Below are 26,622 nucleotides of genomic sequence, written 5' to 3'. Positions count from 1 at the left end.
ATACTTCACCGCGCCTAAGGGATGTTATTTATTAACGTGTTGTTTGCTTCTTTTGAATGTTGCATCGGCAATTTCATAACTCGTCATATAATATATATCTACTAATATAAACATGGGGTATTGAGTATAACTCTGTGTGAATAGCGTAAAAATACTCACCAACTTTTAATAAGGATGAAAAATGAATACAGCAGTAAAAGCTGCGGTTGCTGCCGCACTGGTTATGGGTGTTTCCAGCTTTGCCAATGCTGCGGGCAGTAATACTGGTACGGTGACTTTTACCGGTACTATTGAAGATTCACCGTGTTCAATCGTGGTTGGCGACGAACACCAGACCGTTAACCTGGGCCATATCGGTACCGGTTCTCTGATGGGCGGTAAAGAATCTTCAAAAGTCGATTTCCATATCGGTCTGGAAAACTGCGCATTCACCACTGAGAAAGAAGCGTCTACCGTTTTCTCTGCCATCGGTAACGAATCCAGCGCTAATCCGGGCAGCGTTGCGCTGATGCGTATCGGCGGCGGCGAAATGGCGGGTTCCAGCATTGTTATCGGCAACCACCTGGGTTCCGCGATCAAATTGGGCGACGCTTACAGCGAAAACCTGACGATGAACGGCAGCGTTGCGGCGGCGAAACAGACTCTTAACTTCAAAGCCTGGGTGAAAGGCGATTCTGCTGCCACCACTATCGATACCGGCGAATTCAGCAGCACCGTAAACTTCACGATCAGCTATCTGTAAGTGAAATATCATCCTGCGGCAGTCTGCCGCAGGATGATGCTCAAAGTAAAAAAATAGATTATATATTTCAGGGATAGATTGTCTGATGGCTCACTATAAAAAATTTCGTCTGAGCACGCTTGCGGCCGTGGTGGGTATTGTTCTGGCTGTCGGTCCGGAAAATAGCTACGCGGAAGCGCCCATTCAATTTAATACCCGATTTCTTGATGTTAAAGATGATGCCAGCCTGGATCTCTCCCGTTTTTCCCGTAAAGGCTACATTATGCCGGGGAGCTATCATCTCCAGGTGCTGGTCAATCAGAGTCAAATTGTCCAGGATAATGTTATTACGTATTCCGTTGATAATAACGATCCTGATAACACCTATCCCTGTTTATCGCCTGAACTGGTCTCGCTGCTGGGGTTAAAACCTGAAATAGCAGATAAAATGATCTGGATAAATGCCGGTCAGTGTCTGCAACCAGATCAACTGGAAGGGATGGAAACCCAAACGGATTTAAGCCAGTCAACGCTGACGGTGATTATTCCGCAGGCGTATCTGGAATACAGCGATGAAGAGTGGGATCCACCTTCCCGCTGGGATGAAGGGATTCCCGGCGTATTATTTGACTACAACGTTAACAGCCAGTGGCGACATGCTGAACATGATGACGGCGATGAATATGACATCAGCGGCAACGGCACGGTGGGTGCCAACCTCGGCGCGTGGCGTTTGCGCGCGGACTGGCAGGCTAACTATCGTCACGAAAATGACAGCGAAGATAAAGACAACTTTGGCTCCAGTTCCGAACAGAACTGGGACTGGAACCGCTATTACGCCTGGCGGGCGATCCCGCAGCTCCGGGCGCAGCTAACGCTGGGCGAAGGATCGCTGGAATCCGATATTTTCGACGGCTTTAACTATGTTGGCGGCAGCCTTATCACCGACGATCAGATGTTACCGCCTAATCTGCGCGGCTACGCCCCGGATATATCAGGCGTGGCGCGCACCAACGCCAAAGTCACCGTGACCCAGCGCGGGCGGGTGATTTATGAGTCGCAGGTCCCGGCTGGGCCGTTTCGCATTCAGGATATTAATGAAACGGTATCCGGCGATCTACACGTCAAAATTGAAGAACAAAGCGGTCAGGTGCAGGAATATGACGTCAGCACCGCCTCCATTCCGTTTCTGACCCGTCCCGGCCAGGTGCGCTACAAGTTGGCAGCCGGGCGACCGCAGGACTGGGATCACAATATGGAAGGCGGCTTTTTCACCTCAGCCGAAGCCTCCTGGGGGATCGCTAACGGCTGGTCGCTGTACGGCGGTGCCATCGGTGAGCAGGATTATCAGGCGCTGGCGTTAGGACTGGGGCGCGATCTGGCGCTGCTGGGCGCGTTTTCCGTCGATGTCACCCATTCCCGTGCGACGCTGCCAGAGGGTAGCGCCTACGGCGACGGCACCATTCAGGGTAACTCGTTCCGTGCCAGCTACGCTAAAGATTTTGATGATATAGACAGCCGTCTGACGTTTGCTGGTTATCGCTTTTCCGAAGAAAACTACATGACGATGGACGAGTTTATCGATACGCATAATGACGATAACGATCGTCAGCGCACCGGCCACGATAAAGAGATGTATACCCTGACGTACAGCCAGAACTTTTCGGCAATAAACGTCAACGCCTATATCAACTACACCCATCGCACCTACTGGAATCAACCTAACCAGGACAGCTATAACCTGACGCTGTCGCACTATTTCGATGTCGGTGAGGTGCGCGGGATCAGTCTGTCGGTGAACGGTTTTCGCAACGAATATGACAATGAGCGTGATGACGGCGTGTACGTCTCGCTCAGTATTCCGTGGGGCAACAACCGCACGCTGAGCTACAACGGCTCCTTTAGCGATGACAACAACAGCAATCAGGTCGGCTATTACGAGCGCATTGACGATCGCAATAACTACCAGATCAACGCTGGTCGCGCGGATAACGGTGCGACTCTCGACGGCTACTACCGTCATCAAGCGAGCTATGCCGACATTGACGTCAGTGCGAACTATCAGGAAGGCGACTATACCTCCGGCGGACTGAACATCCAGGGCGGCGCGACGCTGACTGCTAAAGGCGGGGCGTTGCACCGCACCAGCGTCAACGGCGGCTCGCGGCTGCTGGTGGATGTCGGCGATGAAGCGAACGTACCCATCTCCGGCTACAGCACGCCGGTATATACCAACGCGTTTGGTAAAGCCGTCATTGTCGACGTCAACGACTACTACCGCAACCAGGTGAAAATCGACATTACCCAGTTGCCGGAAGACGCGGAAGCAATCCTCTCCATCGCTCAGGCGACCCTGACGGAAGGGGCGATCGGTTATCGCCGCATGGAGGTGCTCAGCGGTAAAAAAGCCATGGCCAGTATCCGCCTGCGCGATGGCGGCACGCCGCCCTTCGGCGCAGAGGTTTACAACAGTCGCCAGCAACAGTTAGGGATCGTAGGTGAAGACGGCAGCGTTTATCTGATCGGCATTAACCCCGGCGAGCGGTTGCAGGTGACATGGGAAGGTAAAACGCAGTGTGAAGCGGCGTTGCCCGATCCGCTGCCGGGCGATCTGTTTAGCAGCCTGTTGCTGCCGTGCATCGGCGACGCTTCATCACCTGAGGCAACGCAGCCCGAAGAGAAACCATTACTCCAGCTTCATACGCAGCGGCGGACGTCTTCGACGCAACCCGAAGCGCTCTCTTCTCGTTATCCAACACATTGATTCAGGAAACCGCATTCATGATGCCATTAAAACGTTATAACCTGGCCGCTGTTTTGCTGCTTTTGCTGGGCGGCTACGGTAGCGCCCAGGCCGCCATCGCGCCCGATCGCACCCGCCTGGTGTTTCGCGGCGAAGATAAATCGATAAGCGTCGATCTGAAAAACGCCAACAGCAAACTGCCCTATCTGGCGCAGTCCTGGGTGGAAGATGAGAAGGGCGTCAAAATCACCTCGCCTTTAATCGTCGTCCCACCGGTCCAGCGCATTGAGCCGTCGGCAATCGGACAGGTCAAAATTCAGGGGATGCCGGCGCTGGCGTCGCTCCCCAAGGATCGGGAAACCCTTTTTTATTACAACGTGCGCGAAATTCCGCCGCAAAGCGACAAGCCCAATACGCTGCAAATCGCCCTGCAAACGCGCATCAAAGTTTTTTACCGTCCGCAGGCGCTGTCGAAAATCGATATGCAGCATCCCTGGCAATACAAAATCACCCTTCAGCGTCAGGGCAATGGCTATCAGGTGAGCAACACAACCGGCTACTACGTGGTGTTAAGTAACGCCAGTAACCGCATGGACGGCACACCAGCCAGAGGCTTTAGCCCATTAGTGATTGCACCAAAAAGCAACGTGACGCTGGGAGGGGACGCCAGTGAATTAGGTCGCTCGCCTGTGCTGACTTACGTCAACGATTATGGCGCGCGGTTACCGCTGATTTTTAACTGTACTGACAACAGTTGTGCGGTAGATGAAGCAAAAAGCAGAAAGTCGTAACCGACAAGGAGACGCAAGATGAGGCAATGGCGGTTACGGCTGGGCACGGTAACGTGTGCGGCCATGCTGAGTGCGGTCAGTATGCCGCTGGCAGCGGGAAGTAAGACGGTCAACATGACGCTGACGATAGTCGTTAATGCCGCGCCGCCCTGTACTGTGACCGGCGGTGAGGTGGAATTTGGCAATGTGTTGACGACGAAAGTGGATGGGGTGAATTACCGGCAGGCGGTGGGCTATCGCCTGAGCTGTAACGGCAGAGTGAGCGATTACCTGAAGTTACAGATTCAGGGGAATGCGGTGACTATCAATGGCGAGTCGGTATTGCAAACCGATGTCGATGGATTGGGGATCCGTCTGCAAACCGCCACGGATGGCGCGCTGATTTCACCCGGCAATACGCAATGGTTGTCATTTCAATACAGCGGTGGCAGCGGTCCGGCCATCGAGGCGATTCCCGTCAAAAATAATGGCGTAACGTTAACAGGTGGCGCGTTTAACGCAGGCGCCACGTTGGTGGTGGATTACCAATGAAAAAAATAGTTTTGACGATGTTAATGGGGGGCAGCCTTGCCGCACAGGCAGCCGATAATCTTAAGTTTCACGGCACATTAATTTCACCGCCGAATTGTACGATTAACAATGATCAGACGATCGACGTTGAGTTCGGTAACCTGCTGATTAATAAAATAGATGGTACGCGTTATGCGCAGAATGTTCCGTATGAGATCACCTGTGATTCAACGGTGCGCGATGAGACGATGGCGATGACCCTGACGCTAAGCGGTTCCGTGAGTGATTTTAATCCGGCGGCGGTAAACACCAGCGTGGCGGGGCTGGGGATTGAACTCAGGCAGAACGACCAACCCTTTACGTTGGGGTCCACCATTACGGTGAATGAACAATCGATACCTGTTCTGAAAGCCATACCGGTTAAAAAGAGCGGTGCTTCGCTGAAAGAAGGCGGCTTCGATGCGACGGCAACATTACAGGTGGATTATCAGTAATGGCTAAAAGACAGGCGTTATTACACGGCGCGGCCTGCATCCTCTGTGGGGCGCTGATATTGCCGGTCTCAGCGGCAGATAACCTGCATTTTTCCGGTAGCCTGGTGGCCAGTCCTTGCACGCTCACGATGCAGGGGACGGGGATTGCCGAAGTCGATTTTTCGTCGCTTGACAGTTCTGATTTCACTCCCGACGGCCAGTCTGCTCGTAAGCCTTTGGTGTTTGAACTCACGGATTGCGATTCGGCGCTGAGTAACGGGGTGCAGGTGACTTTCACTGGAACCGAAGCGACCGGAATGCGCGGTATCCTGGCCATCGATAGCCATTCAGGTGCTTTTGGGATCGGGATTGGTATTGAAACGCTATCCGGCGTTCCCGTGGGCATGAACGATAAAGAGGGTGCGATATTCACGCTGGTGACGGGGAATAACGCGCTAAACCTGAATGCCTGGGTACAACGCCTTCCTGGCGAAGATCTGGTTCCGGGAACGTTCTTCGCAAGCGCACTAGTTACATTTGAGTATTTATGATGAAAATAATACGGACTTTATTTTTGCTGCTGATTGCCGTTTATGGCAGTTCGGTAGTGGCTAAACCCATGCTGAAAGCGACGTTTTCAAGTACCACGCTCTATTACGGCATAGGTCCGAGTACCTTCGATCGCTCGATTCTGCTGAATGTGATGGTGGATACGCATGACGGAGTATACTATGGCACCTGGCAGCTAGGAGGGGTTTTTAAAAATCGTCCGGTACCCTTACAATCCTGGTCGGGGCCAGAGCCCGCGCCGACGGTTGTGTTACGCGATTTCGATAACAGCGTTGCGCGCTCCAGTTGCCAGAATATGCCAGCGAGTTGGCACGATTGTGGCTCTTTTACCGTGGATATTACGGTACAAAGCGATGACTATGGTTGCCCCTGGCTGGCAACGAGTCGTGTCACTGCTGCTGATGGTATCTCTGGCGAAACGTATTCCCCGCCGGATACGCGCAGCTCAGTTTGCCCGAAAGTTCCCGTTGATACTTTTGATATCTCCTGGGATGCGAACGTTTCGAAACAGAAAACAACCCTCATGCTTGATGCCACCGGTGGCACGGTGAATCGCACGTTACATACCTATTTGATGGAGGGGGGGAAACTGTGCGATGGCAGCAAATTTGACAACCGTGGCGCTTATTGCCGTTTTGTCTCATCGGGTATTACGCTCAATGTGCTGGGCTGCGACCAGTCGAGCGTCACGACCAGCGCCGTTGATCATCCGATAACCGATGTTGAGCTTCATGACATTAATGTAGCGGTGAACACCCGCAACATTGGCTCCGGGCAGTTCACGTCGACCTGTAGCTTCCAGTATATTATTGATGAGCTTTAGGGGGGCTGGGTGTTTGGCGAAGATTCACGCTAACCTGGTATGAACCAAAAAAAAGCCGGGTGGCGGCTTCGCCTTACCCGGCCTACGTTGTTTCTGGACGTTCTCTTTTACAGTTTCGCAAACACCCGACGCGCGGCGTCGATGGTGTTATTGATATCTTCTTCACTGTGCGCCACGGACATAAAGCCTGCTTCGAACGCGGACGGCGCCAGATATACGCCTTCCTCCAGCATCAGGTGGAAGAAACGCTTAAAGCGTTCCACGTCGCACGCCATCACGTCCTGATAGCAGGTTACGCTCTCAGCGTCGGTGAAGAAAATCCCGAACATGCCGCCGACATGGTTAACCACCAGCGGAATATTCGCGTCTTCGGCAGCTTCCAGCAAACCTTCCGCCAGACGGGTGGTGAGCTCATCCAGCGTTTCATGAATGCCGGGCTGGGCGACTTCATTCAGGCAGGCGAAACCGGCCGCCATCGCAATCGGGTTGCCGGAAAGGGTGCCCGCCTGGTAAACCGGGCCCGTCGGCGCCAGCGCATCCATTACATCTCGACGACCGCCAAACGCGCCTACCGGCATCCCGCCGCCGATGATTTTACCCAGACAGGTCAGGTCAGGCACGACGCCGTAGTAATCCTGGGCTCCGGCCAGCGCTACGCGAAAACCGGTCATCACTTCGTCGATAATCAGCAGCGCGCCGAACTCATCGCACAAGGCGCGCAGACCTGGCAGAAATTCCGGCAGCGGCGGGACGCAGTTCATATTGCCCGCTACGGGTTCGACGATGATACAGGCGATTTCCTGCGGATATTGTTCAAACGCCGCGCGTACTGACGCCAGATCGTTATAAGTGCAGGTCAGCGTATGTTTCGCGAAATCTGCCGGCACGCCCGGCGAGTTCGGCTGACCAAGCGTCAGCGCGCCAGAACCGGCTTTGACCAGCAGACAGTCTGCGTGGCCGTGGTAGCAGCCTTCGAATTTGATAATCTTATCGCGGCCAGTAAAACCACGCGCCAGGCGAATAGCGCTCATCGTCGCTTCGGTGCCGGAGTTCACCATGCGCACCATGTCCATGGTCGGCACCAGGTTGGTGACCAGTTCCGCCATTTTCACTTCCATTTCGGTTGGCGCGCCGAAGCTTAAACCGCGCTCCGCAGCTTCGATCACCGCATTGCGGATAGCCGGATGGTTATGCCCCAGTACCATTGGTCCCCAGGAACCGACATAGTCGATATATGCTTTGCCATCGACATCGTACAGATACGCGCCGTCCGCTTTTTCGATAAACAGCGGGGTGCCGCCCACGCCAGTGAAGGCGCGAACAGGGGAGTTCACGCCACCGGGGATCAGCTCGCGGGCCGCGCTATAGAGATTTTCAGACTTACTCATGGAAAGATTCCTGGTTCGTAGAAAAAGTGAATACCCGCTATTCTAAGTTATTCAGAGAAGGTTATGAAAGTTTTACGCATTTGAAACAATACGATTTGCAGGGGATTTTCACGGCGTTGGCGAGTAGAATGCCGACTTTAGATTTGTATTACCAATTAATGATCTTCTGATGAAAACAGACACTTCCACCTTTTTAGCTCAGCAAATTGTGCGTTTACGGCGCAGAGATCAGATTCGCCGGTTAATGCAGCGGGATAAAACGCCGCTGGCCATCCTGTTAATGGCGGCCGTTGTCGGCACGCTTACCGGACTGGTTGGCGTCGCCTTTGAAAAGGCGGTTTCCTGGGTACAAAACATGCGCATTGGCGCGCTGGTTCAGGTCGCGGACCATGCGTTTTTGCTTTGGCCGCTGGCCTTTATCCTTTCGGCGTTACTGGCGATGGTCGGCTACTTTTTGGTGCGAAAATTTGCGCCGGAAGCTGGCGGCTCGGGTATCCCGGAAATTGAAGGCGCGCTGGAGGAGCTACGTCCGGTGCGCTGGTGGCGCGTGTTGCCGGTGAAGTTTATCGGCGGGATGGGAACGTTGGGCGCAGGAATGGTGTTAGGGCGCGAAGGGCCAACGGTGCAAATCGGGGGCAACCTGGGGCGCATGGTGCTGGATGTTTTTCGTATGCGCAGCGCCGAAGCGCGGCATACGTTGCTGGCGACCGGCGCGGCGGCGGGGCTCTCTGCGGCGTTTAACGCGCCGCTGGCGGGTATCCTGTTTATTATTGAAGAGATGCGCCCGCAGTTTCGCTACAACCTGATTTCGATTAAAGCGGTGTTTACCGGCGTCATCATGTCGAGCATTGTGTTCCGCATATTTAACGGCGAAGCGCCGATTATTGAAGTCGGCAAACTGTCTGATGCGCCGGTTAACACACTGTGGTTATACCTTATCCTCGGCATTATTTTTGGCTGCGTCGGGCCGGTATTTAATTCGTTGGTGCTACGTACCCAGGATATGTTTCAGCGCTTTCATGGCGGCGAAATTAAAAAATGGGTGCTTATGGGCGGCGCGATCGGCGGCCTGTGCGGTATTCTGGGGTTGATTGAGCCGGAAGCGGCAGGCGGCGGATTTAACCTTATTCCTATCGCCGCGGCAGGTAATTTTAGCGTCGGGCTACTGCTGTTCATCTTTATTGCCCGGGTTGTCACGACGCTGCTTTGCTTTTCTTCCGGCGCGCCGGGGGGCATTTTCGCCCCGATGCTGGCGCTGGGAACGCTGCTTGGTACGGCCTTCGGTATGGCGGCGGCAGTGCTTTTCCCGCAGTATCACCTGGAGGCCGGTACCTTTGCGATTGCCGGGATGGGGGCGCTGATGGCGGCGTCGGTGCGCGCCCCGCTGACGGGGATTGTGCTGGTGCTGGAGATGACCGATAACTACCAGCTCATTTTGCCAATGATTATCACCTGTCTTGGCGCGACACTATTAGCCCAGTTTTTGGGCGGGAAACCGTTATACTCAACCATCCTGGCGCGCACTCTGGCGAAGCAGGATGCGGAACAGGCGGCGAAAAGCCAGAATGCGCCTGCGGGCGAGAATACTTGAACGAATTACCAGGGTATTAGATAATGACTGCCAATATTGGGTGAAAATTTATCCAATTACCGATGTCGTTTGGAGCAAAATATGAGTGATGACGTAGCGCTGCCGCTGCAGTTTACCGACGCAGCAGCGAATAAAGTAAAAAGTCTTATCGCTGACGAAGATAACCCGAATCTGAAACTGCGCGTGTATATCACCGGCGGTGGTTGCAGCGGCTTCCAGTATGGTTTTACCTTTGACGATCAGGTTAACGAAGGGGATATGACCATCGAAAAACAGGGCGTTGGCCTGGTGGTTGACCCGATGAGTTTGCAGTATCTGGTGGGTGGTTCGGTAGATTATACCGAAGGTCTGGAAGGTTCCCGCTTCATTGTAACCAACCCGAATGCGAAAAGTACCTGCGGGTGTGGCTCTTCCTTCAGCATTTGATTGCTGTTCGTTGTGCCGGATGGCGACGCGAGCGTCTTATCCGGCCTACAGGAAAGATGTTCCAGGCCCGATAAGCGTAGCGCCATCGGGCAAAACAATATCAACGTCCGTTTTCATCCAGGGCAAACGTCGGCAATTTCAAATGCCAGCGAATGGCCGCCAGCCGAATGAACAGCGTGACCACCATACCCATCATGCTGGCGCTTTCCAGCGGTACTGAAAACGTATAAAACGCGGTGGCGTGAACAATCCCGCCGATAATACAGGCCGTGGCATAGATTTCGGTGCGTAGGATCATGGGGATCTCGCGTGCCAGAACATCGCGAATAATCCCGCCGCCGACGCCGGTAATCACGCCCATACAGACAGCCACTAATGGCCCCGTTTCAGCGAGGAAGGCTTTATTCACCCCAATGCCGACAAACACCGCCAGCCCGACCGCATCCAGTACCGGCAACATCCATTTCGGTAGACGTCTTGGCTGGCGAACCAGTAGGATGGTCAGCATACTGGTGACCATGGCGACGACCAGATCGGTAGGATCTTTAACCCAGAATACCGGGCCGTTATCCAGCGCCATATCGCGGATTGTCCCGCCGCCGACGGCAGTAACGACGCCGAGCACCAGGACGCCGAACGGGTCCATACGTAATTTCCCGGCCAGCAACACGCCAGAGATAGCAAATACAGCCGTGCCTACAATATCCAGCCAATAGACGAGCATTGTCGAATCCCCACTGGGAGCCTGGTAAGACAGGCTCTAATTCACCTGTGAAAGCGCATTACAGAGTTGTTTTGCGGCGAGGATAATACGCGGGCTTGCGCGTTCAAACCAGTCGCTGTTAAGCGGAATAACCGGAATTTTTAACAGGTTTCCCCAGTATTGTTCAATTTTGAGAATTTCGCCCGCTTTTCCGGCCACGATAATGGCCTGAGGATGCCTTGCCAGCACCTGCTCACGGCTGACTTGCGGCCACGGCACGCGGCTGTCAGCAAAGACGTTTTCTCCGCCGCAGGTCGTCAAAACCTGATGTTGAATAGACCCTTTACCACTGGTAAACAGAGGATTCATGCCAAACTGAAGAAAGACGCGCTTTTTAGCTTTACCGGCATACTCGGCGTTGAGCGCGGCGTACTCGTTTAGCAATGTCTGCGCTGCCTGCTGAGCCTTTTCCGGCTGCGGGCTCCAGGCGGCCAGTTGACGGAGCGTGTCGGCGATCTGTTCGATGGTTACCGCGTCTACCCACATGACCTTAATACCTAATGACGTCAGTTGGTTTACCTGGCGTTCCGCATTACCGCCGCGCCAGGCGACGACCAGATCCGGCTTCAGCGCCACAATGCGTTCCAGATTCATTCCCTGCCAGGTAGAGACTTGTTCTATTTTTTGCGCTTCGGGCGGGTAGTCGGAATAGCTGCTGACGCCAACGGGCGTAATCCCGGCGGCAAAAGCGAGCTCCGTATTGGCGGGAGAGAGGGTAATGACGCGCGGCGCAGCGTAAAGCCACACCGGGAGCGTAAGCAGCAGGGCGACCAGCGCCCTGAACATTTGCTTAGCCATGCGCCAGTTTCTGTACCAGCGTTTCGACCATCAGAGTCGACTGTTTCGCCGCCACCGCGAGGAATTCGTCAAAGCTGAGGTGCGATTGCTGATCGGCCACGTCAGAAATAGCGCGAACCACCACGAACGGCACGTTGAAGTTATAGCAGACGTGTGCGATAGCGGTGGCTTCCATCTCTACGGCGACCGCGTCGGGGAAGTTATGCCGGATTTTCGCCAGCCCGACGGAACCGTTAATAAACGCGTCGCCGCTAACAATAAGGCCGCGTACCGCGTTCAGATTCAGCTCTCTGATGCAGGATTCCGCGGCGGCGATCAGTTTGTCATCGGCCTTAAATCCGGCCGGACAGCCCGGTAATTGCCCGTATTCATAGCCGAAAGCGGTCACATCAGCGTCGTGGTAACGCGCTTCGTCAGAGACGACGATATCGCCGACCTTCAGCGTGGACGCCAGACCGCCTGCGGAACCGGTATTGATGATCACGTCCGGCTTGCAGTGCTCCAGAAGCAACGTTGCGCCCAGCGCCGCCGCGACTTTACCGATACCGGATTTCAGCAACGCCACTTCGGTGCCGTTCAACTGGCCAGTGTAAATTTCGCAGCCGCCCAGCGTAATCGTCTGACGGTTGTCAATTTTGTCACGCAGCAGCGTAACTTCTTCTTCCATTGCGCCAATGATGCCGATTTTCATAGATTTACTCGCGATAAGTCAGTTTTGGGGGCATAGTTTATCATGCGCTTATGGGGAAGCGCATTTCTCAGGCGGGGAGAGGATATGGCATCGATCGATTTCCGAAATAAAATTAACTGGCATCGTCGTTATCGTTCACCGCAGGGCGTAAAGACGGAACATGAGATCCTGCGGATTTTTGAAAGCGATCGCGGGCGGATTATCAACTCTCCGGCTATACGCCGTTTGCAGCAAAAAACGCAGGTTTTCCCGCTGGAGCGCAATGCCGCGGTGCGTACTCGCCTGACGCATTCGATGGAGGTGCAGCAGGTAGGGCGTTATATCGCGAAAGAGATTTTAAGCCGTCTGAAAGAGCAAGACCGACTGGAGGAGTACGGCCTGGACGCGCTGACCGGTCCCTTTGAAAGTATTGTGGAAATGGCCTGCCTGATGCACGACATCGGTAATCCGCCGTTCGGTCATTTTGGCGAGGCGGCGATCAATGACTGGTTTCGTCAGCGGCTGCATCCGGAAGATGCGGAAAGTCAGCCGCTCACGCATGATCGCTGTGTGGTTTCCTCGCTACGGTTACAGGAAGGCGAAGAAAATCTGAACGATATTCGCCGCAAGGTACGTCAGGATATCTGCCATTTTGAAGGCAATGCACAGGGAATTCGTCTGGTACATACGCTCATGCGGATGAATCTTACCTGGGCGCAGGTCGGCGGAATTTTAAAATATACCCGTCCGGCATGGTGGCGAGGGCCGGTGCCGGATTCCCATCGCTATTTAATGAAGAAACCGGGCTATTATCTTTCTGAAGAGAAGTATATTGCGAGGTTACGTAAAGAACTGCAGTTAGCGCCTTACAGTCGCTTTCCATTAACGTGGATTATGGAAGCCGCAGATGATATTTCTTATTGTGTCGCCGATCTTGAAGACGCGGTAGAGAAAAGAATCTTTAGCGTTGAGCAGCTTTATCACCATTTATATCACGCGTGGGGCCACCATGAGAAGGATTCGCTGTTTGAGCTGGTGGTAGGAAATGCGTGGGAAAAATCACGCGCCAATACATTAAGCCGCAGTACCGAAGATCAGTTTTTTATGTATTTACGCGTAAATACATTAAATAAACTGGTGCCCTATGCCGCTCAGCGTTTTATTGATAATTTGCCGCAGATTTTTGCCGGTACCTTCAATCAGGCGTTACTGGAAGATGCCAGCGGTTTTAGCCGCCTGCTTGAACTCTATAAGAATGTGGCGGTTGAGCATGTGTTTAGCCATCCGGATGTAGAACAGCTTGAACTACAGGGATACCGGGTGATCAGCGGGTTATTAGATATCTATCAGCCGCTATTAAGCTTGTCGCTTAACGACTTTCGCGAGCTGGTGGAAAAAGAACGGTTGAAACGCTTCCCCATAGAATCGCGCTTATTTCAGAAACTTTCTACGCGCCATCGTTTGGCCTACGTGGAAGTCGTCAGTAAATTACCCACGGATTCGGCGGAGTACCCGGTACTGGAATATTATTATCGCTGTCGGTTGATTCAGGATTATATCAGCGGGATGACTGACCTTTACGCATGGGATGAATATCGGCGTTTGATGGCGGTCGAACAGTAAATGGACTTTTGTAAAGATGGACAATAAATTTTTACTTTTTCCAGAAACTTTATTCCGGAACTTCGCGTTATAAAATGAATCTGACGTACACAGCAATTTTGCGTTACCTGTTAATCGAGATTGAAACACATGAAAAAAACCACATTAGCAATGAGTGCACTGGCTCTGAGTTTAGGTTTGGCATTGTCGCCTCTGTCTGCCACGGCGGCTGAAACGTCCTCTTCAGCAATGACTGCCCAGCAGATGCCAAGCCTGGCACCGATGCTCGAAAAAGTGATGCCATCGGTGGTCAGTATTAATGTTGAAGGTAGCACCACGGTGAATACGCCGCGTATGCCGCGTAATTTCCAGCAGTTCTTTGGCGATGACTCCCCGTTCTGCCAGGACGGTTCTCCGTTCCAGAATTCTCCGTTCTGCCAGGGCGGCGGTAACGGCGGCAACGGCGGTCAACAACAGAAATTCATGGCGCTGGGCTCCGGCGTAATTATTGACGCCGCGAAGGGCTACGTCGTCACCAACAACCACGTGGTTGATAACGCCAGCGTGATTAAAGTACAGCTTAGCGATGGGCGTAAATTCGATGCTAAAGTGGTGGGCAAAGATCCGCGTTCTGATATCGCGCTGATTCAAATTCAGAATCCGAAGAACCTGACGGCGATTAAGCTGGCGGACTCCGACGCGCTGCGCGTGGGGGATTATACCGTCGCTATTGGTAACCCGTTTGGTCTGGGCGAAACGGTGACGTCAGGTATCGTTTCGGCGCTGGGGCGTAGCGGCCTGAACGTAGAAAATTACGAGAACTTTATTCAGACCGACGCCGCGATTAACCGTGGTAACTCCGGCGGCGCGCTGGTGAACCTGAACGGTGAGCTGATCGGTATTAACACCGCGATTCTGGCGCCGGACGGCGGCAACATCGGTATCGGCTTCGCTATCCCCAGTAACATGGTGAAAAACCTGACGTCGCAGATGGTGGAATACGGCCAGGTGAAACGCGGCGAACTGGGGATCATGGGGACTGAGCTGAATTCCGAATTGGCGAAAGCGATGAAAGTCGACGCCCAGCGAGGCGCGTTCGTCAGCCAGGTGATGCCGAATTCGTCCGCGGCGAAAGCGGGTATCAAAGCCGGGGATGTCATTACCTCGCTGAACGGTAAACCGATCAGCAGCTTTGCGGCGCTGCGCGCTCAGGTCGGCACTATGCCGGTCGGCAGCAAAATCAGCCTCGGTCTGCTGCGTGAAGGTAAAGCGATTACGGTGAATCTGGAACTGCAGCAGAGCAGCCAGAGTCAGGTTGATTCCAGCACCATCTTCAGCGGGATTGAAGGCGCTGAAATGAGCAATAAAGGCCAGGATAAAGGCGTTGTGGTGAGCAGCGTGAAAGCGAACTCACCCGCCGCGCAAATTGGCCTCAAAAAAGGCGATGTGATTATCGGCGCTAACCAGCAGCCGGTGAAAAATATCGCCGAGCTGCGTAAGATTCTCGACAGCAAGCCGTCGGTTCTGGCGCTGAATATTCAGCGTGGTGATAGTTCTATTTATTTGCTGATGCAGTAATCACCTTTGTCCCCCTTCCGCCATGGAAGGGGGCAACACTTTTCTGTGAAACCCCCCACAACTCCATACTTATTTGCACCGTTTTGTGCATTTGCACAATGTCGAGACCTGTCATCTTCCTTATGCTTGTGCTCTGCTCACAGGAGGGATTTATGGCTGGCTGGCATCTTGATACCAAAATGGCGCAGGATATCGTGGCGCGCACTATGCGCATCATCGATACCAATATCAACGTAATGGATGCCCGCGGGCGCATTATCGGCAGCGGCGATCGGGAACGTATTGGTGAATTGCACGAAGGCGCGCTGTTAGTGCTGTCGCAGGGCCGGGTTGTGGATATCGACGACGCCGTGGCGCGACACCTGCACGGGGTGCGTCAGGGGATTAATCTTCCCTTACGTCTTGAGGGCGAAATTGTCGGCGTGATCGGCCTCACCGGCGAACCAGAGCACCTGCGTAAATATGGCGAACTGGTGTGTATGACTGCCGAAATGATGCTGGAGCAGTCGCGGTTAATGCACCTTTTGGCGCAGGATAGCCGTTTGCGCGAAGAGCTGGTGATGAACCTGATTCAGGCCGAAGAAAATACGCCGGCGCTGGTGGAATGGGCGCAGCGTTTGGGGATCGATTTGAACCAGCCGCGTGTGGCGGCGGTGGTGGAAGTCGACAGCGGCCAGCTTGGCGTCGATAGCGCAATGGCGGAACTTCAGCAGTTGCAGAATGCGCTTACCACGCCGGAGCGTAACAACCTGATAGCCATTGTTTCTCTCACCGAGATGGTGGTGCTCAAACCCGCCTTAAACTCGTTTGGTCGTTGGGATGCTGAAGATCATCGTAAGCGCGTAGAGCAGCTTATCTCGCGCATGAAAGAGAATGGTCAGCTACGTTTTCGCGTGGCGCTGGGTAATTACTTTACCGGGCCGGGCAGTATTGCACGCTCATACCGCACGGCGCGCACCACGATGATGGTCGGCAAACAGCGGATGCCAGAAAGCCGCAGCTATTTTTATCAGGATTTGATGCTGCCGGTTCTGTTAGATAGCCTGCGTGGCGGCTGGCAGGCCAATGAGCTGGCGCGCCCGCTGGTAAAACTCAAAGCGATGGATAACAACGGGTTATTACGTCGGACGCTGACGGCGTGGTTTCGCCATAATGTCCAGCCGCTGGCGACTTCTAAGGCGCTGTTTATTCATCGTAACACGCTGGAATATCGGCTAAATCGTATTTCGGAACTGACCGGGCTGGATTTGGGAAATTTTGACGATCGGCTGTTGCTGTATGTGGCGCTACAACTGGATGAACAGCGTTAAGCCCGGCGGCGCTACGCTTATCAGGCCTACCGGGATATATCTGTAGGCCGGATAAGGCGTAACACGTCGCCATCCGGCAACACACAGCTTACTTACGGGTAAGCTTGTCCAGATCGGCTTCGATTTCACTGATCTTATTCGCGACGACGCTTTCCAGATGGCGCAAGTCGTCGAGGATCTTACGTTTGAGATCGAGTTCTGAGCGGTCGCGCTGGCAGATTTGGTCCAGCTCGTCAATCACATAGCGTAGGTTAGGGCTAATCTCCTGTACTTCTTTATAACCCTGACCGATGCCATCGGCCACCACCGTTTTACGCTGGCGTGGATACTTAAACTTCACGCTTTTAGCAAAGAATTCACCTCTATCCTTTTGAAAATAGATTTTCAGGATATCGTTATTGGCTTCTTGCCGCAGGCTGTAACGATCGATTTCCTCAGGATTGGTAATGCCCAGACTTTTTAGATTGTCATACATAGCGGTATCCTTCATCACACTATAACTTTTGAATAATTAACGAAAAATTGGTTTTTCGCCACCAATGTATACAAAAAAAGCGTAGTTGATCGCAGAAGACGTCTCGGCAACGTCATGAGCAAAAGGGCGGCGGTTATTGATAGCTTAAGTAATTCAACGCGATATTCCGTTTATAGAGAAAGCGTTTGAGGTCAGTGTGGGAAATTGACCGGAGGCAGTGGTCGATAACCTTGAGAGGCGGAATCTATGTCCGGAACGTATAATGCCACTATTCGCCGGGTGGTGATTTCCGCCTGGATAGGAAACTCCATTGAATATTATGATTTTCTATTATATGGCCTGGCAAGCGCGCTGGTATTTGGCCCGCTTTTTTTCCCTGGCGCCAGCCCATTGACTGCAACGTTATCTTCTTTTGCCAGTTTCGGCGTGGGATTTATTTCCCGACCGCTGGGCGCGCTATTTTTTGGCAACAGGGGGGATACGCTTGGGCGTAAAAACACGTTATTAATCACGTTAGGCGGGATGGGCGCGGTCACGTTTCTCATCGGTTGCCTGCCTTCTTACGCCAGTATCGGCGCGCTGGCGCCTGCTTTACTGGTTATTCTGCGTTTTCTACAGGGATTTATGGTTGGAGGTGAATGGGGAGGCGCCATGTTGATGGTCGTGGAATATGCTGCTGGAAAGCACCGGGGGCGGTTAAGCGCGCTATCGCAAACAGGAGGACTCACGGGACAATTATTGGCGACAGGCGTATTTATAGTCGTGACCCAATTACCGAAGGAGGCGTTGTTATCGTGGGGATGGCGTATTCCTTTTCTGCTCAGTGCGCTTTTGGTGTTGCCGGGATTATATATGCGTCATCGTCTGGATGAGACGCCTGTCTTCCGTGCGTTTAAAAAGCAGCAGGCCATTAATCATAGGCAGCAAAGAGAAGAAAGGCCGGTGGTCAAAGTAGTACGAGAACAATGGCGCAGCATTTTGCTGATTATAATTCTGCGTTTTGCGGAAAGCGTTCCCTTTTTTCTTGCTACCGTCTTCGCGGTTTCCTGGGCGACGACGCAGCTTGGGATTGCCAGCCTGACTATTCTGTACATTGTAATGTTCACCTGTCTGCTGGCGTATCCCATGCACGTGCTATTTGGCATCATGTCGGATCGGCGTGGCTGCCGTCAGGTGTATATTTTCGGCGCGCTTTTTGTCGCGGCAATGGCTTTTCCCTTTTTCTGGCTGCTGGAAAGCCGTTCGCTCATACTGATGACAATGGGCTACGTTCTGCTTATTAACATTGGTCATAATTCACTGAATGCCGTGCAACCTTCTTTTTTCGCCGGACTGTTTCATCCGCCTGTACGCTACAGCGGTTCATCAATTGGCGCTCAGTTGGGGGCGGTTGTGGCAGGGGGATTCACGCCGTTTATCGCTAAAGCGTTAAGCGCAGTCTATGATAACAGTTGGACGTTGGTTGCCGGTTATGTCGTTTTGACTGCGCTGGCTTCGGCGTTTGCGGCAAAGATTGCGCCGGAAACCGTGTTACCGCATTCGCCGTAATGCAAAGGGGGGCTGTCGCCCCCGCTTTTCACTCGCTTAATCAATAGTGCGCAATAATTCGTTAATGCCCACTTTACCACGCGTTTTGGCGTCGACTTTTTTCACGATCACCGCGCAGTACAAACTGTACTTACCGTCTTTTGACGGCAGGTTGCCGGAAACGACCACGGAGCCCGCCGGTACGCGGCCATAGTGAACTTCACCGGTTTCGCGATCGTAGATTTTGGTGCTCTGGCCGAGGTATACCCCCATGGAAATGACGGAACCTTCTTCGACAATGACGCCTTCCACGACCTCAGAACGCGCGCCAATAAAGCAGTTGTCTTCAATGATGGTTGGGTTAGCCTGCAGCGGCTCCAGTACGCCGCCGATACCCACGCCGCCGGAAAGGTGAACATTTTTACCAATCTGCGCGCAGGAACCCACCGTCGCCCAGGTGTCAACCATGGTGCCTTCGTCAACGTAGGCGCCGATGTTAACGTAAGACGGCATCAGCACGGTGTTGCGGGCGATAAATGCGCCCTGACGAACGGCCGCAGGCGGAACGACGCGGAAGCCTTCTTTCTGAAAACGCGCTTCGTCGTAATCAGCGAATTTCATCGGGACTTTATCGAAGTAGCGGCTTTCCGCACCGTCGATAACCTGGTTATCGTTAATACGGAAAGAGAGCAGAACCGCTTTCTTCAACCACTGGTGAGTGACCCACTGACCGTCGATTTTTTCTGCGACACGCAGCGCGCCGGAATCAAGTAGAGAAATGACCTGTTTTACCGCCTCTCGGGTCACGGTATCTACATTAGCCGGCGTAATATCGGCGCGGCGCTCAAAAGCGGTCTCAATAACGTTCTGTAACTGCTGCATTGTTAAACTCTTTCATATAAATAAACACACTACCCTTTATCGTTTGGATTGAGGGCCGCTGTCAACCGTTGTTGCACCTCAAGTTGCAGCACATTATTAAGTGCGCGCCGATCCGCTGTGGCGATTATGAATAAATCTTCTACTCGTTCACCAATGGTTGTAATTCGGGCGCCATGAAGCGAAATTCCCAGATCGGCAAAAATTTGTCCGACCCTGGCCAGCAGACCAGGCTGATCGAGCGCGATCAATTCCATGAATGATTTTCTGTCGGTATGGGTGGGCAGAAAATTGACTTCCGTTTCGACCGTAAAGTGCCGTAACTTTGCCGGTTGCCGACGCGGCTGCGGCGGCTGCCAGCTACGCTGCGTAATGGTTTGTTCAAGACCGGTGCGAATAACGTCATGGCGATCCGCCGCCAGCGGGCTGCCGTCTGGTTCCAGAACGATAAACGTATCCATTGCCATGCCGTCGCGAGTGGTAAAGATCTGCGCGTCATGGACGCTTAAATTACGCCTGTCCAGCTCGGCGCAGACGGCGGCAAACAGATAGGGTCTGTCCGGACTCCAGATAAAAATTTCGGTTCCGCCGCGCGTGGCCTGCGGACTGAGCAACACTAACGGTTGGCGCAGATCGTGCTGCAATAAATGGCGTGCGTGCCAGGCGAGCTGATTTGGACTATGACGAACAAAATAGTTAGCGCGACAGCGGGTCCAGATTTTGTGCAGCGCGGCTTCATCAATATTGTCCATTCGCAGCAGCGCCAGCGCCTGAAGCTGATGGTGACGCACGCGCTCACGCATATCCGGCGTATTTTGCATTCCACGCCTGAGCTGTTTTTCAGTGGCGAAGTACAGCTCGCGCAGCAGGCTCTGTTTCCAGCTATTCCACAAGGTTTCGTTGGTCGCGCAGATGTCCGCGACGGTCAGGCAGACCAGAAAACGCAGCCGTGTTTCGGTTTGCACCTCTTCGGCAAACTGCTTGATGACTTCCGGATCCTGGATGTCGCGGCGCTGGGCGGTGACTGACATTAGCAGGTGTTGGCGCACCAGCCACGCGACCAGTTGCGTTTCGCGTGAGTTCAAACCGTGCAGTTCGGCGAAGGTGAGTACATCCTGCGCGCCCAGTACGGAATGGTCGCCGCCGCGTCCTTTCGCAATATCGTGGAACAGCGCGGCGATCAGGATCAGTTCCGGATGGGGAAGCCGCGGCCAGAGATCGACGCATAGCGGATGGCGCTGGCGCGTCTCTTCTTTCGCAAAGCTCTCCAGTTTGAGCATTACGCGGATGGTGTGTTCATCCACCGTGTATGCGTGGAACAGGTCAAACTGCATTTGTCCGACGATGTGCGACCACTGCGGCATATAAGCCCACAGTACGCTGTGGCGATGCATGGGCAGCAGGCCGCGGCTGACCGCGCCGGGATGGCGCAGCATACTAAGAAACAGAGTGCGCGCCTCCGGGATGTAACATAGCGGTTGGCTCAGGTGGCGGCGGGCGTGGCGCAAGTGGCGTAATGTCGTAGAGTAAATGCCGGTGATCGCGCTATTGCGCACCATCATATAAAACATGCGCAGGATCGCTTGCGGTTCGCGGATAAACAGCGTGTCGTCACGCAGATCAATAAGCGTGCCGCGCAGTTGAAACTCATCGTCAACAGGACGTGGTTTTTCATCCGCAGGTAGCGCCAGAATCGCCTCGTCAAATAGCTGAAGCAGCATCTGATTAAGTTCGCTCACCCGACGCGTAACCCGGAAGTAGTCTTTCATCATCCGCTCAACCGGATCATTGCCCTCGCCGCTGTAGTTAAGGCGTTGAGCGACGCTTAACTGGCGGTCGAACAGCAGGCGGTTATCGTAGCGGCTGACCACCAGATGTAGCGCAAAGCGAATGCGCCACAGGATATGCAGGCATTCGTTGAGCTCCGCGCGCTCAGCCGGGGTTAAAAAGCCGAATCCCACCATCTCATCGAGCGAGGTAGCGCCGAAGTGACGTCGGGCGACCCACTGTAACGTATGGATATCGCGCAGGCCGCCGGGGCTGCTTTTAATATCCGGCTCCAGATTATAGCTGGTACCGTGATAGCGCTGGTGGCGCTGGTTCTGCTCTTCTACTTTGGCGGCGTAAAATTTGTCGGACGGCCAAAAACCTTCGCTGAAAATATGTTTTTGCAGTGCCAGAAACAGAGCGACATCACCGATCAGCAGGCGCGTTTCGATGAGGTTTGTCGCAACGGTTAAATCAGACAGACCTTCCAGCAGACACTCTTCCAGCGTACGTACGCTATGCCCGACATCCAGCTTGACGTCCCATAATAAAGTCAGCAGCTCGCCGACCTTTTGCGCCTGTTCATCGGGTAGCTTTTTGCGGCTTAAAATGAGCAGATCAATATCGGAAAGCGGATGCAGTTCGCCGCGTCCATAGCCGCCGACGGCGACCAGCGCCAGATCGGCAATCTGACCGAAACCGGCCTCAATCCACAGGCGTTGCAACAACTGGTCGATAAATTCGGTTCGGGCTTCAATAAGCTGTTCAGCACAAATGCCGCTGTCAAATGCCTCTCCCAGCCAGTGTTGAAAGATGTCGATGCGGGCTTTGATACCGGCGACGGTCAGTTCAGCGCGCGGCCAGACGCCAGGGTTTTGCGGCTGGTCAGGGAGGGTGGGGAGTGCGGTATTCGCGTGCTGTTCAGGAAGAGTATTCATATGCGCCACCCATTAAAAAGCCGGATAATGGCGTGAACGCCTTATCCGGCCTACGTATTTACTCTTCATCCTTCAAGTTGCTTCTACGTTGGCTGCGCTCGTTCACTCCAGTCACGTACTTATGTACGCTCCTGAAGATTCACTCTCTTGCCGCCTTGAGGCAACTCGAATGATTTTGAGTAAAGGTGTAATTTGTAGGCCTGATAAGATGCGAAGGCATCGCCATCAGGCAAAACATTATTCGTCGTGTGTGATGATCGCCGGGATGGTGTCATCTTTACGCAGCGTCAGAATTTCACAGCCGTTTTCCGTTACCACAATAGTATGCTCGTACTGAGCAGACAAGCTGCGGTCTTTGGTTTTTACCGTCCAGCCGTCTTTCATGGTGCGGATACGGTAATCCCCGGCGTTCAGCATCGGTTCAATGGTAAAGGTCATGCCAGGCTGCAACACGACGCCGCCATCGTCTGCATCATAATGCAGCACCTGCGGTTCTTCATGGAAGCCGCGACCAATACCGTGTCCGCAGTATTCACGTACCACGGAGAAACCTTCGCCTTCGGCATATTTCTGGATGGCGGCGCCAATGGTGCGCAGGCGGATGCCCGGTTTCACCATTTTGATGCCCAGATACAGGCTCTCTTGCGTGACGCGGCACAGACGCTCGCCGAGAATGGTCGGTTTGCCGACGATAAACATCTTCGAGGTATCGCCGTGGAATTCATCTTTAATCACGGTCACGTCGATGTTGACGATATCACCATCTTTCAGATGTTTAGCGTCATCCGGAATGCCGTGGCACACCACTTCATTAATAGAGATACAGACGGATTTCGGATAGCCGTGGTAGCCGAGGCAGGCGGAGATCGCGTGTTGTTCGTTAACGATGTAATCGTTACAGATACGGTCCAGTTCGCCGGTGGTGACGCCCGGTTTGATATACGGTTCGATCATTTCCAGCACTTCGGCTGCCAGACGGCCCGCGACGCGCATTTTTTCGATGTCTTCAGATGTCTTGATAGAGATAGCCATGAATTCTGTCCATCAGTGCCGATGATTTCGGCAATAATTGTGTAAGTGCTGACAATGGTATCAGTCAGGGGTGTACCCTGCCAAATTGAGAATCATTCTGAACTTCGCCTTTCGTGCCACAGGTGCGTTGGCGACATTTTTTCACCCCAGTCACTTACTGGCCGTAAGCTCCCGGGGATGCAAAAATTTGCCGCCTGCCTGTAACACGAAATTCATCGTTCAGTTCAGCACTGAGTGCCAACAATTATTGGTGTCGGTGGCGTATTTGTGGTATAAAGCGCGCCGGACTTCCGATCCATTCGAAGACTACACACGATGGACGGGAGCGACAAATCTCACTTTGTGTAACAACACACACGTATCGGCACATATTCCGGGGTGCCCTTTGGGGTCGGTAATATGGGATACGTGGAGGCATAACCCCAACTTAATCTATAGAGGTTTTAAATCATGGCAACTGTTTCCATGCGCGACATGCTCAAGGCTGGTGTTCACTTTGGTCACCAGACCCGTTACTGGAACCCGAAAATGAAGCCTTTCATCTTCGGCGCGCGTAACAAAGTTCACATCATCAACCTTGAGAAAACTGTACCGATGTTCAACGAAGCTCTGGCTGAACTGAACAAGATCTCTGCTCGTAAAGGTAAAATCCTTTTCGTTGGTACTAAACGCGCTGCAAGCGAAGCGGTGAAAGAAGCTGCTAACAGCTGCGACCAGTTCTTCGTGAACCATCGCTGGCTGGGCGGTATGCTGACTAACTGGAAAACAGTTCGTCAGTCCATCAAACGTCTGAAAGACCTGGAAACTCAGTCTCAGGACGGTACTTTCGAAAAGCTGACCAAGAAAGAAGCGCTGATGCGTACTCGTGAGCTTGAGAAACTGGAAAACAGCCTGGGCGGTATCAAAGACATGGGCGGTCTGCCGGACGCTCTGTTCGTTATCGATGCTGACCACGAGCACATTGCTATCAAAGAAGCGAACAACCTGGGTATCCCGGTATTTGCTATCGTTGATACCAACTCTGATCCGGACGGCGTTGACTTCGTTATCCCGGGTAACGATGACGCAATCCGTGCTGTTAGCCTGTACCTGGGCGCTGTCGCTGCAACCGTTCGTGAAGGCCGTTCTCAGGATCTGGCTTCCCAGGCGGAAGAAAGCTTCGTAGAAGCCGAGTAATAAGGCTTGATAACTCCCTAAAATAGTTCGAGTTGCAGGAAGGCGGCAAGCTCGAGAATTCCCGGGAGCTTACATCAGTAAGTGACCGGGATGAGCGAGTGAAGGCAACGCGCCTGCGGCTCGAAATATGAAGGGGAGAGCCCTTATAGACCAGGTAGTATCACGTTTGGTTAGGGGGCCTGTATATGGCCCCCTTTTTCACTTTTATATCTGTGCGGTTTGATGCCGGGCAGATCAAATCTTTCGAGGATTTTAGAATGGCTGAAATTACCGCATCCCTGGTAAAAGAGCTGCGTGAGCGTACCGGCGCAGGCATGATGGATTGCAAAAAAGCGCTGACTGAAGCGAATGGCGACATTGAGCTGGCAATCGAAAACATGCGTAAGTCTGGCGCTATCAAAGCGGCGAAAAAAGCAGGCAACGTGGCTGCTGACGGCGTAATCAAAACCAAAATCGACGGCAACGTCGCTTTCATTCTGGAAGTTAACTGCCAGACTGACTTCGTGGCTAAAGATGCTGGCTTCCAGGCATTTGCTGACAAAGTGCTGGACGCCGCTGTTGCTGGCAAAATCACTGACGTAGAAGTTCTGAAAGCACAGTTCGAAGAAGAGCGCGTTGCTCTGGTAGCGAAAATTGGCGAGAACATCAACATTCGTCGCGTCGCTTCCCTGGAAGGCGACGTTCTGGGTTCTTACCAGCACGGTGCGCGCATCGGCGTTCTGGTTGCCGCTAAAGGCGCTGACGAAGAGCTGGTTAAGCAGCTGGCGATGCACGTTGCGGCAAGCAAGCCGGAATTCGTTAAGCCGGAAGATGTGTCTGCTGACGTGGTAGAGAAAGAGTACCAGGTACAGCTGGACATCGCGATGCAGTCCGGTAAGCCGAAAGAAATCGCAGAGAAAATGGTTGAAGGCCGCATGAAGAAATTCACCGGCGAAGTTTCTCTGACTGGTCAGCCTTTCGTCATGGAACCGAGCAAATCTGTTGGCCAACTGCTGAAAGAGCACAACGCTGACGTGACTGGCTTCATCCGCTTTGAAGTGGGCGAAGGCATTGAGAAAGTCGAGACTGACTTTGCAGCAGAAGTTGCTGCGATGTCTAAGCAGTCCTGATTTTCCTGAGGAGCCGCCTGAGGGCGGCTTCTTTTTGCGCCTCTCTTGTAAAATCAGCCGACGCCTGGCGTCTGCGCTGAAATGCGACGTACAATGTCGCCGGAATTAACTCATATCAATCGTTGACAGTCTCAGGAAAGAAACATGGCTACCAATGCAAAACCCGTCTATAAACGCATTCTGCTTAAATTAAGCGGCGAAGCTCTGCAGGGTACGGAAGGCTTCGGTATTGATGCAAGCATACTGGATCGTATGGCTCAGGAGATCAAAGAACTGGTTGAACTGGGTATTCAGGTTGGTGTGGTGATTGGCGGTGGTAACCTGTTCCGTGGCGCGGGTCTGGCAAAAGCGGGGATGAACCGCGTTGTGGGCGACCACATGGGCATGTTGGCCACCGTCATGAACGGCCTGGCAATGCGTGATGCGCTTCACCGCGCCTATGTGAACGCCCGCCTGATGTCGGCAATTCCTTTAAACGGCGTGTGCGACAACTACAGTTGGGCCGAGGCGATTAGCCTGCTGCGTAATAACCGTGTTGTGATTCTGTCTGCAGGTACGGGTAACCCGTTCTTCACTACCGACTCTGCGGCCTGTCTGCGCGGGATCGAAATTGAAGCGGATGTCGTACTGAAAGCGACCAAAGTGGATGGTGTATTCACTGCCGATCCGGCAAAAGATCCTTCCGCGACCATGTACGATCAGCTGACCTACAGCGAAGTGCTGGATAAAGAGCTGAAAGTGATGGATCTGGCGGCGTTCACGCTGGCTCGTGACCACAAACTGCCGATTCGTGTTTTCAACATGAACAAACCGGGCGCGCTGCGTCGTGTGGTGATGGGCGAAAAAGAAGGGACGTTAATCACGGAATAATTCCCGTGAGCGCCAAATACGGGTAAGATTCTGTTCTATTGACGGGTCTTATTACCTGGCAGAAATTAAACGAGACTATACTTAGCACATCT

The 26,622-nt window shown here is 53.3% G+C and carries 24 protein-coding genes; 16 read left to right on the top strand and 8 right to left on the bottom strand.

From position 1 onward, the window contains the following. Positions 1–181 precede the first annotated feature (181 nt). The 7 genes from stfA (at position 182) to stfH (ending at position 6,631) form a co-directional block, all read left to right on the top strand. Positions 182–742: a fimbrial major subunit StfA gene (stfA, locus tag ACLJRS_RS19695; protein ID WP_001090554.1), complete on the top strand. Its 561-nt coding sequence runs from the start codon at positions 182–184 to the stop codon at positions 740–742. An 85-nt stretch (positions 743–827) separates the two neighbouring features. Next, complete coding sequence (locus ACLJRS_RS19690; protein WP_001750268.1) at positions 828–3,485, top strand: fimbrial biogenesis outer membrane usher protein; 2,658 nt, start codon at positions 828–830, stop codon at positions 3,483–3,485. 17 nt (positions 3,486–3,502) lie between these two features. Beyond that, complete coding sequence (gene stfD / locus ACLJRS_RS19685) at positions 3,503–4,255, top strand: fimbrial chaperone StfD (RefSeq protein ID WP_000982723.1); 753 nt, start codon at positions 3,503–3,505, stop codon at positions 4,253–4,255. A gap of 18 nt (positions 4,256–4,273) precedes the next feature. Beyond that, complete coding sequence (locus ACLJRS_RS19680) at positions 4,274–4,786, top strand: fimbrial protein (RefSeq protein WP_001250313.1); 513 nt, start codon at positions 4,274–4,276, stop codon at positions 4,784–4,786. Continuing rightward, positions 4,783–5,259 (top strand): fimbrial minor subunit StfF, encoded by a 477-nt coding sequence (gene stfF, locus ACLJRS_RS19675; protein WP_000725074.1) that lies wholly within the window; start codon positions 4,783–4,785, stop codon positions 5,257–5,259. The genes ACLJRS_RS19680 and stfF overlap by 4 nt, the downstream gene beginning before the upstream one ends. After that, positions 5,259–5,789, top strand: a complete 531-nt coding sequence (locus ACLJRS_RS19670; RefSeq protein ID WP_001129315.1) for a fimbrial protein — start codon at positions 5,259–5,261, stop codon at positions 5,787–5,789. Before stfF ends, ACLJRS_RS19670 begins: the two co-directional genes overlap by 1 nt. Then, positions 5,789–6,631, top strand: a complete 843-nt coding sequence (stfH, locus tag ACLJRS_RS19665) for a fimbrial adhesin StfH (RefSeq protein ID WP_001750269.1) — start codon at positions 5,789–5,791, stop codon at positions 6,629–6,631. Before ACLJRS_RS19670 ends, stfH begins: the two co-directional genes overlap by 1 nt. A 107-nt stretch (positions 6,632–6,738) precedes the next feature. Here stfH and hemL read toward each other — a convergent pair whose 3' ends face one another. After that, positions 6,739–8,019 carry a glutamate-1-semialdehyde 2,1-aminomutase gene (hemL, locus tag ACLJRS_RS19660; protein WP_000045247.1) on the bottom strand — a complete coding sequence of 427 codons (1,281 nt, stop codon included), beginning with the start codon at positions 8,017–8,019 and terminating at the stop codon, positions 6,739–6,741. A 169-nt stretch (positions 8,020–8,188) separates the two neighbouring features. On the opposite strand from hemL, the gene clcA reads away from it, so the two are divergent. Both clcA and erpA read left to right on the top strand, forming a co-directional pair. Beyond that, positions 8,189–9,610, top strand: a complete 1,422-nt coding sequence (gene clcA / locus ACLJRS_RS19655) for a H(+)/Cl(-) exchange transporter ClcA (RefSeq protein ID WP_000845437.1) — start codon at positions 8,189–8,191, stop codon at positions 9,608–9,610. An 81-nt stretch (positions 9,611–9,691) separates the two neighbouring features. After that, positions 9,692–10,036, top strand: a complete 345-nt coding sequence (gene erpA, locus ACLJRS_RS19650) for an iron-sulfur cluster insertion protein ErpA (protein WP_001278668.1) — start codon at positions 9,692–9,694, stop codon at positions 10,034–10,036. A 100-nt stretch (positions 10,037–10,136) separates the two neighbouring features. Here the strand turns inward: erpA and ACLJRS_RS19645 are convergent, their stop codons facing one another. The 3 genes from ACLJRS_RS19645 to mtnN are packed head-to-tail and all read right to left on the bottom strand — an operon-like array spanning position 10,137 to position 12,288. Then, positions 10,137–10,760 carry a TRIC cation channel family protein gene (locus tag ACLJRS_RS19645; RefSeq protein ID WP_000964234.1) on the bottom strand — a complete coding sequence of 208 codons (624 nt, stop codon included), beginning with the start codon at positions 10,758–10,760 and terminating at the stop codon, positions 10,137–10,139. Between the two features lie 36 nt (positions 10,761–10,796). Then, positions 10,797–11,597: a vitamin B12 ABC transporter substrate-binding protein BtuF gene (btuF, locus tag ACLJRS_RS19640; RefSeq protein WP_001118843.1), complete on the bottom strand. Its 801-nt coding sequence runs from the start codon at positions 11,595–11,597 to the stop codon at positions 10,797–10,799. Continuing rightward, positions 11,590–12,288, bottom strand: a complete 699-nt coding sequence (gene mtnN, locus ACLJRS_RS19635; protein ID WP_000689822.1) for a 5'-methylthioadenosine/S-adenosylhomocysteine nucleosidase — start codon at positions 12,286–12,288, stop codon at positions 11,590–11,592. The genes btuF and mtnN overlap by 8 nt, the downstream gene beginning before the upstream one ends. 84 nt (positions 12,289–12,372) lie before the next feature. Here mtnN and dgt point away from each other — a divergent pair, with 84 nt between their 5' ends. The 3 genes from dgt (at position 12,373) to cdaR (ending at position 16,757) form a co-directional block, all read left to right on the top strand. Further along, on the top strand, positions 12,373–13,890 hold the full coding sequence (gene dgt / locus ACLJRS_RS19630) for a dGTPase (protein ID WP_000146444.1): 1,518 nt from the start codon (positions 12,373–12,375) through the stop codon (positions 13,888–13,890). 129 nt (positions 13,891–14,019) lie between these two features. Next, positions 14,020–15,447 (top strand): serine endoprotease DegP, encoded by a 1,428-nt coding sequence (gene degP, locus ACLJRS_RS19625; protein WP_000753958.1) that lies wholly within the window; start codon positions 14,020–14,022, stop codon positions 15,445–15,447. Between the two features lie 152 nt (positions 15,448–15,599). Further along, a complete protein-coding gene (gene cdaR, locus ACLJRS_RS19620) occupies positions 15,600–16,757 on the top strand; it encodes a DNA-binding transcriptional regulator CdaR (protein ID WP_000929420.1) in 1,158 nt (385 codons plus the stop codon). A gap of 88 nt (positions 16,758–16,845) precedes the next feature. On the opposite strand, the gene ACLJRS_RS19615 is transcribed toward cdaR, so the two are convergent. Beyond that, a complete protein-coding gene (locus ACLJRS_RS19615) occupies positions 16,846–17,232 on the bottom strand; it encodes a DUF3461 family protein (protein WP_000272193.1) in 387 nt (128 codons plus the stop codon). 246 nt (positions 17,233–17,478) lie between these two features. On the opposite strand from ACLJRS_RS19615, the gene ACLJRS_RS19610 reads away from it, so the two are divergent. Continuing rightward, positions 17,479–18,780 (top strand): MFS transporter, encoded by a 1,302-nt coding sequence (locus ACLJRS_RS19610; RefSeq protein ID WP_000017181.1) that lies wholly within the window; start codon positions 17,479–17,481, stop codon positions 18,778–18,780. A 36-nt stretch (positions 18,781–18,816) separates the two neighbouring features. Here the strand turns inward: ACLJRS_RS19610 and dapD are convergent, their stop codons facing one another. The 3 genes from dapD to map all read right to left on the bottom strand — a co-directional run bounded on the left by dapD (position 18,817) and on the right by map (position 23,375). Further along, positions 18,817–19,641: a 2,3,4,5-tetrahydropyridine-2,6-dicarboxylate N-succinyltransferase gene (gene dapD / locus ACLJRS_RS19605; RefSeq protein ID WP_001186670.1), complete on the bottom strand. Its 825-nt coding sequence runs from the start codon at positions 19,639–19,641 to the stop codon at positions 18,817–18,819. A 29-nt stretch (positions 19,642–19,670) separates the two neighbouring features. After that, positions 19,671–22,343 (bottom strand): bifunctional uridylyltransferase/uridylyl-removing protein GlnD, encoded by a 2,673-nt coding sequence (glnD, locus tag ACLJRS_RS19600; protein WP_001094519.1) that lies wholly within the window; start codon positions 22,341–22,343, stop codon positions 19,671–19,673. 237 nt (positions 22,344–22,580) lie between these two features. Beyond that, positions 22,581–23,375 (bottom strand): type I methionyl aminopeptidase, encoded by a 795-nt coding sequence (map, locus tag ACLJRS_RS19595; RefSeq protein ID WP_001018214.1) that lies wholly within the window; start codon positions 23,373–23,375, stop codon positions 22,581–22,583. A 450-nt stretch (positions 23,376–23,825) separates the two neighbouring features. Between map and rpsB the strand changes: the two genes are divergently transcribed. The 3 genes from rpsB to pyrH all read left to right on the top strand — a co-directional run bounded on the left by rpsB (position 23,826) and on the right by pyrH (position 26,530). Further along, positions 23,826–24,551 carry a 30S ribosomal protein S2 gene (rpsB, locus tag ACLJRS_RS19590; protein ID WP_000246886.1) on the top strand — a complete coding sequence of 242 codons (726 nt, stop codon included), beginning with the start codon at positions 23,826–23,828 and terminating at the stop codon, positions 24,549–24,551. A 257-nt stretch (positions 24,552–24,808) separates the two neighbouring features. Further along, positions 24,809–25,660, top strand: a complete 852-nt coding sequence (gene tsf / locus ACLJRS_RS19585; RefSeq protein ID WP_000808106.1) for a translation elongation factor Ts — start codon at positions 24,809–24,811, stop codon at positions 25,658–25,660. Between the two features lie 144 nt (positions 25,661–25,804). Beyond that, positions 25,805–26,530 (top strand): UMP kinase, encoded by a 726-nt coding sequence (pyrH, locus tag ACLJRS_RS19580; RefSeq protein WP_000224567.1) that lies wholly within the window; start codon positions 25,805–25,807, stop codon positions 26,528–26,530. Positions 26,531–26,622 lie beyond the last annotated feature (92 nt).

The organism is Salmonella sp. SAL00670 (assembly GCF_046552235.1).
Lineage (GTDB): Bacteria > Pseudomonadota > Gammaproteobacteria > Enterobacterales > Enterobacteriaceae > Salmonella > Salmonella enterica.
Note: the sequence above shows the minus strand (reverse complement) of the source record. Positions and strands in the feature narration are given on the sequence as shown.

Coding starts and splice junctions, on each gene's coding strand:
- stfD (WP_000982723.1), top strand. CDS start 3,503: ATGATGCCATTAAAACGTTATAACCTGGCCGCTGTTTTGCTGCTTTTG.
- tsf (WP_000808106.1), top strand. CDS start 24,809: ATGGCTGAAATTACCGCATCCCTGGTAAAAGAGCTGCGTGAGCGTACC.
- ACLJRS_RS19690 (WP_001750268.1), top strand. CDS start 828: ATGGCTCACTATAAAAAATTTCGTCTGAGCACGCTTGCGGCCGTGGTG.
- erpA (WP_001278668.1), top strand. CDS start 9,692: ATGAGTGATGACGTAGCGCTGCCGCTGCAGTTTACCGACGCAGCAGCG.
- degP (WP_000753958.1), top strand. CDS start 14,020: ATGAAAAAAACCACATTAGCAATGAGTGCACTGGCTCTGAGTTTAGGT.
- btuF (WP_001118843.1), bottom strand. CDS start 11,597: ATGGCTAAGCAAATGTTCAGGGCGCTGGTCGCCCTGCTGCTTACGCTC.
- map (WP_001018214.1), bottom strand. CDS start 23,375: ATGGCTATCTCTATCAAGACATCTGAAGACATCGAAAAAATGCGCGTC.
- mtnN (WP_000689822.1), bottom strand. CDS start 12,288: ATGAAAATCGGCATCATTGGCGCAATGGAAGAAGAAGTTACGCTGCTG.
- pyrH (WP_000224567.1), top strand. CDS start 25,805: ATGGCTACCAATGCAAAACCCGTCTATAAACGCATTCTGCTTAAATTA.
- dgt (WP_000146444.1), top strand. CDS start 12,373: ATGGCATCGATCGATTTCCGAAATAAAATTAACTGGCATCGTCGTTAT.
- dapD (WP_001186670.1), bottom strand. CDS start 19,641: ATGCAGCAGTTACAGAACGTTATTGAGACCGCTTTTGAGCGCCGCGCC.
- ACLJRS_RS19615 (WP_000272193.1), bottom strand. CDS start 17,232: ATGTATGACAATCTAAAAAGTCTGGGCATTACCAATCCTGAGGAAATC.
- glnD (WP_001094519.1), bottom strand. CDS start 22,343: ATGAATACTCTTCCTGAACAGCACGCGAATACCGCACTCCCCACCCTC.
- ACLJRS_RS19680 (WP_001250313.1), top strand. CDS start 4,274: ATGAGGCAATGGCGGTTACGGCTGGGCACGGTAACGTGTGCGGCCATG.
- stfF (WP_000725074.1), top strand. CDS start 4,783: ATGAAAAAAATAGTTTTGACGATGTTAATGGGGGGCAGCCTTGCCGCA.
- ACLJRS_RS19670 (WP_001129315.1), top strand. CDS start 5,259: ATGGCTAAAAGACAGGCGTTATTACACGGCGCGGCCTGCATCCTCTGT.
- rpsB (WP_000246886.1), top strand. CDS start 23,826: ATGGCAACTGTTTCCATGCGCGACATGCTCAAGGCTGGTGTTCACTTT.
- stfA (WP_001090554.1), top strand. CDS start 182: ATGAATACAGCAGTAAAAGCTGCGGTTGCTGCCGCACTGGTTATGGGT.
- ACLJRS_RS19610 (WP_000017181.1), top strand. CDS start 17,479: ATGTCCGGAACGTATAATGCCACTATTCGCCGGGTGGTGATTTCCGCC.
- hemL (WP_000045247.1), bottom strand. CDS start 8,019: ATGAGTAAGTCTGAAAATCTCTATAGCGCGGCCCGCGAGCTGATCCCC.
- clcA (WP_000845437.1), top strand. CDS start 8,189: ATGAAAACAGACACTTCCACCTTTTTAGCTCAGCAAATTGTGCGTTTA.
- cdaR (WP_000929420.1), top strand. CDS start 15,600: ATGGCTGGCTGGCATCTTGATACCAAAATGGCGCAGGATATCGTGGCG.
- ACLJRS_RS19645 (WP_000964234.1), bottom strand. CDS start 10,760: ATGCTCGTCTATTGGCTGGATATTGTAGGCACGGCTGTATTTGCTATC.
- stfH (WP_001750269.1), top strand. CDS start 5,789: ATGAAAATAATACGGACTTTATTTTTGCTGCTGATTGCCGTTTATGGC.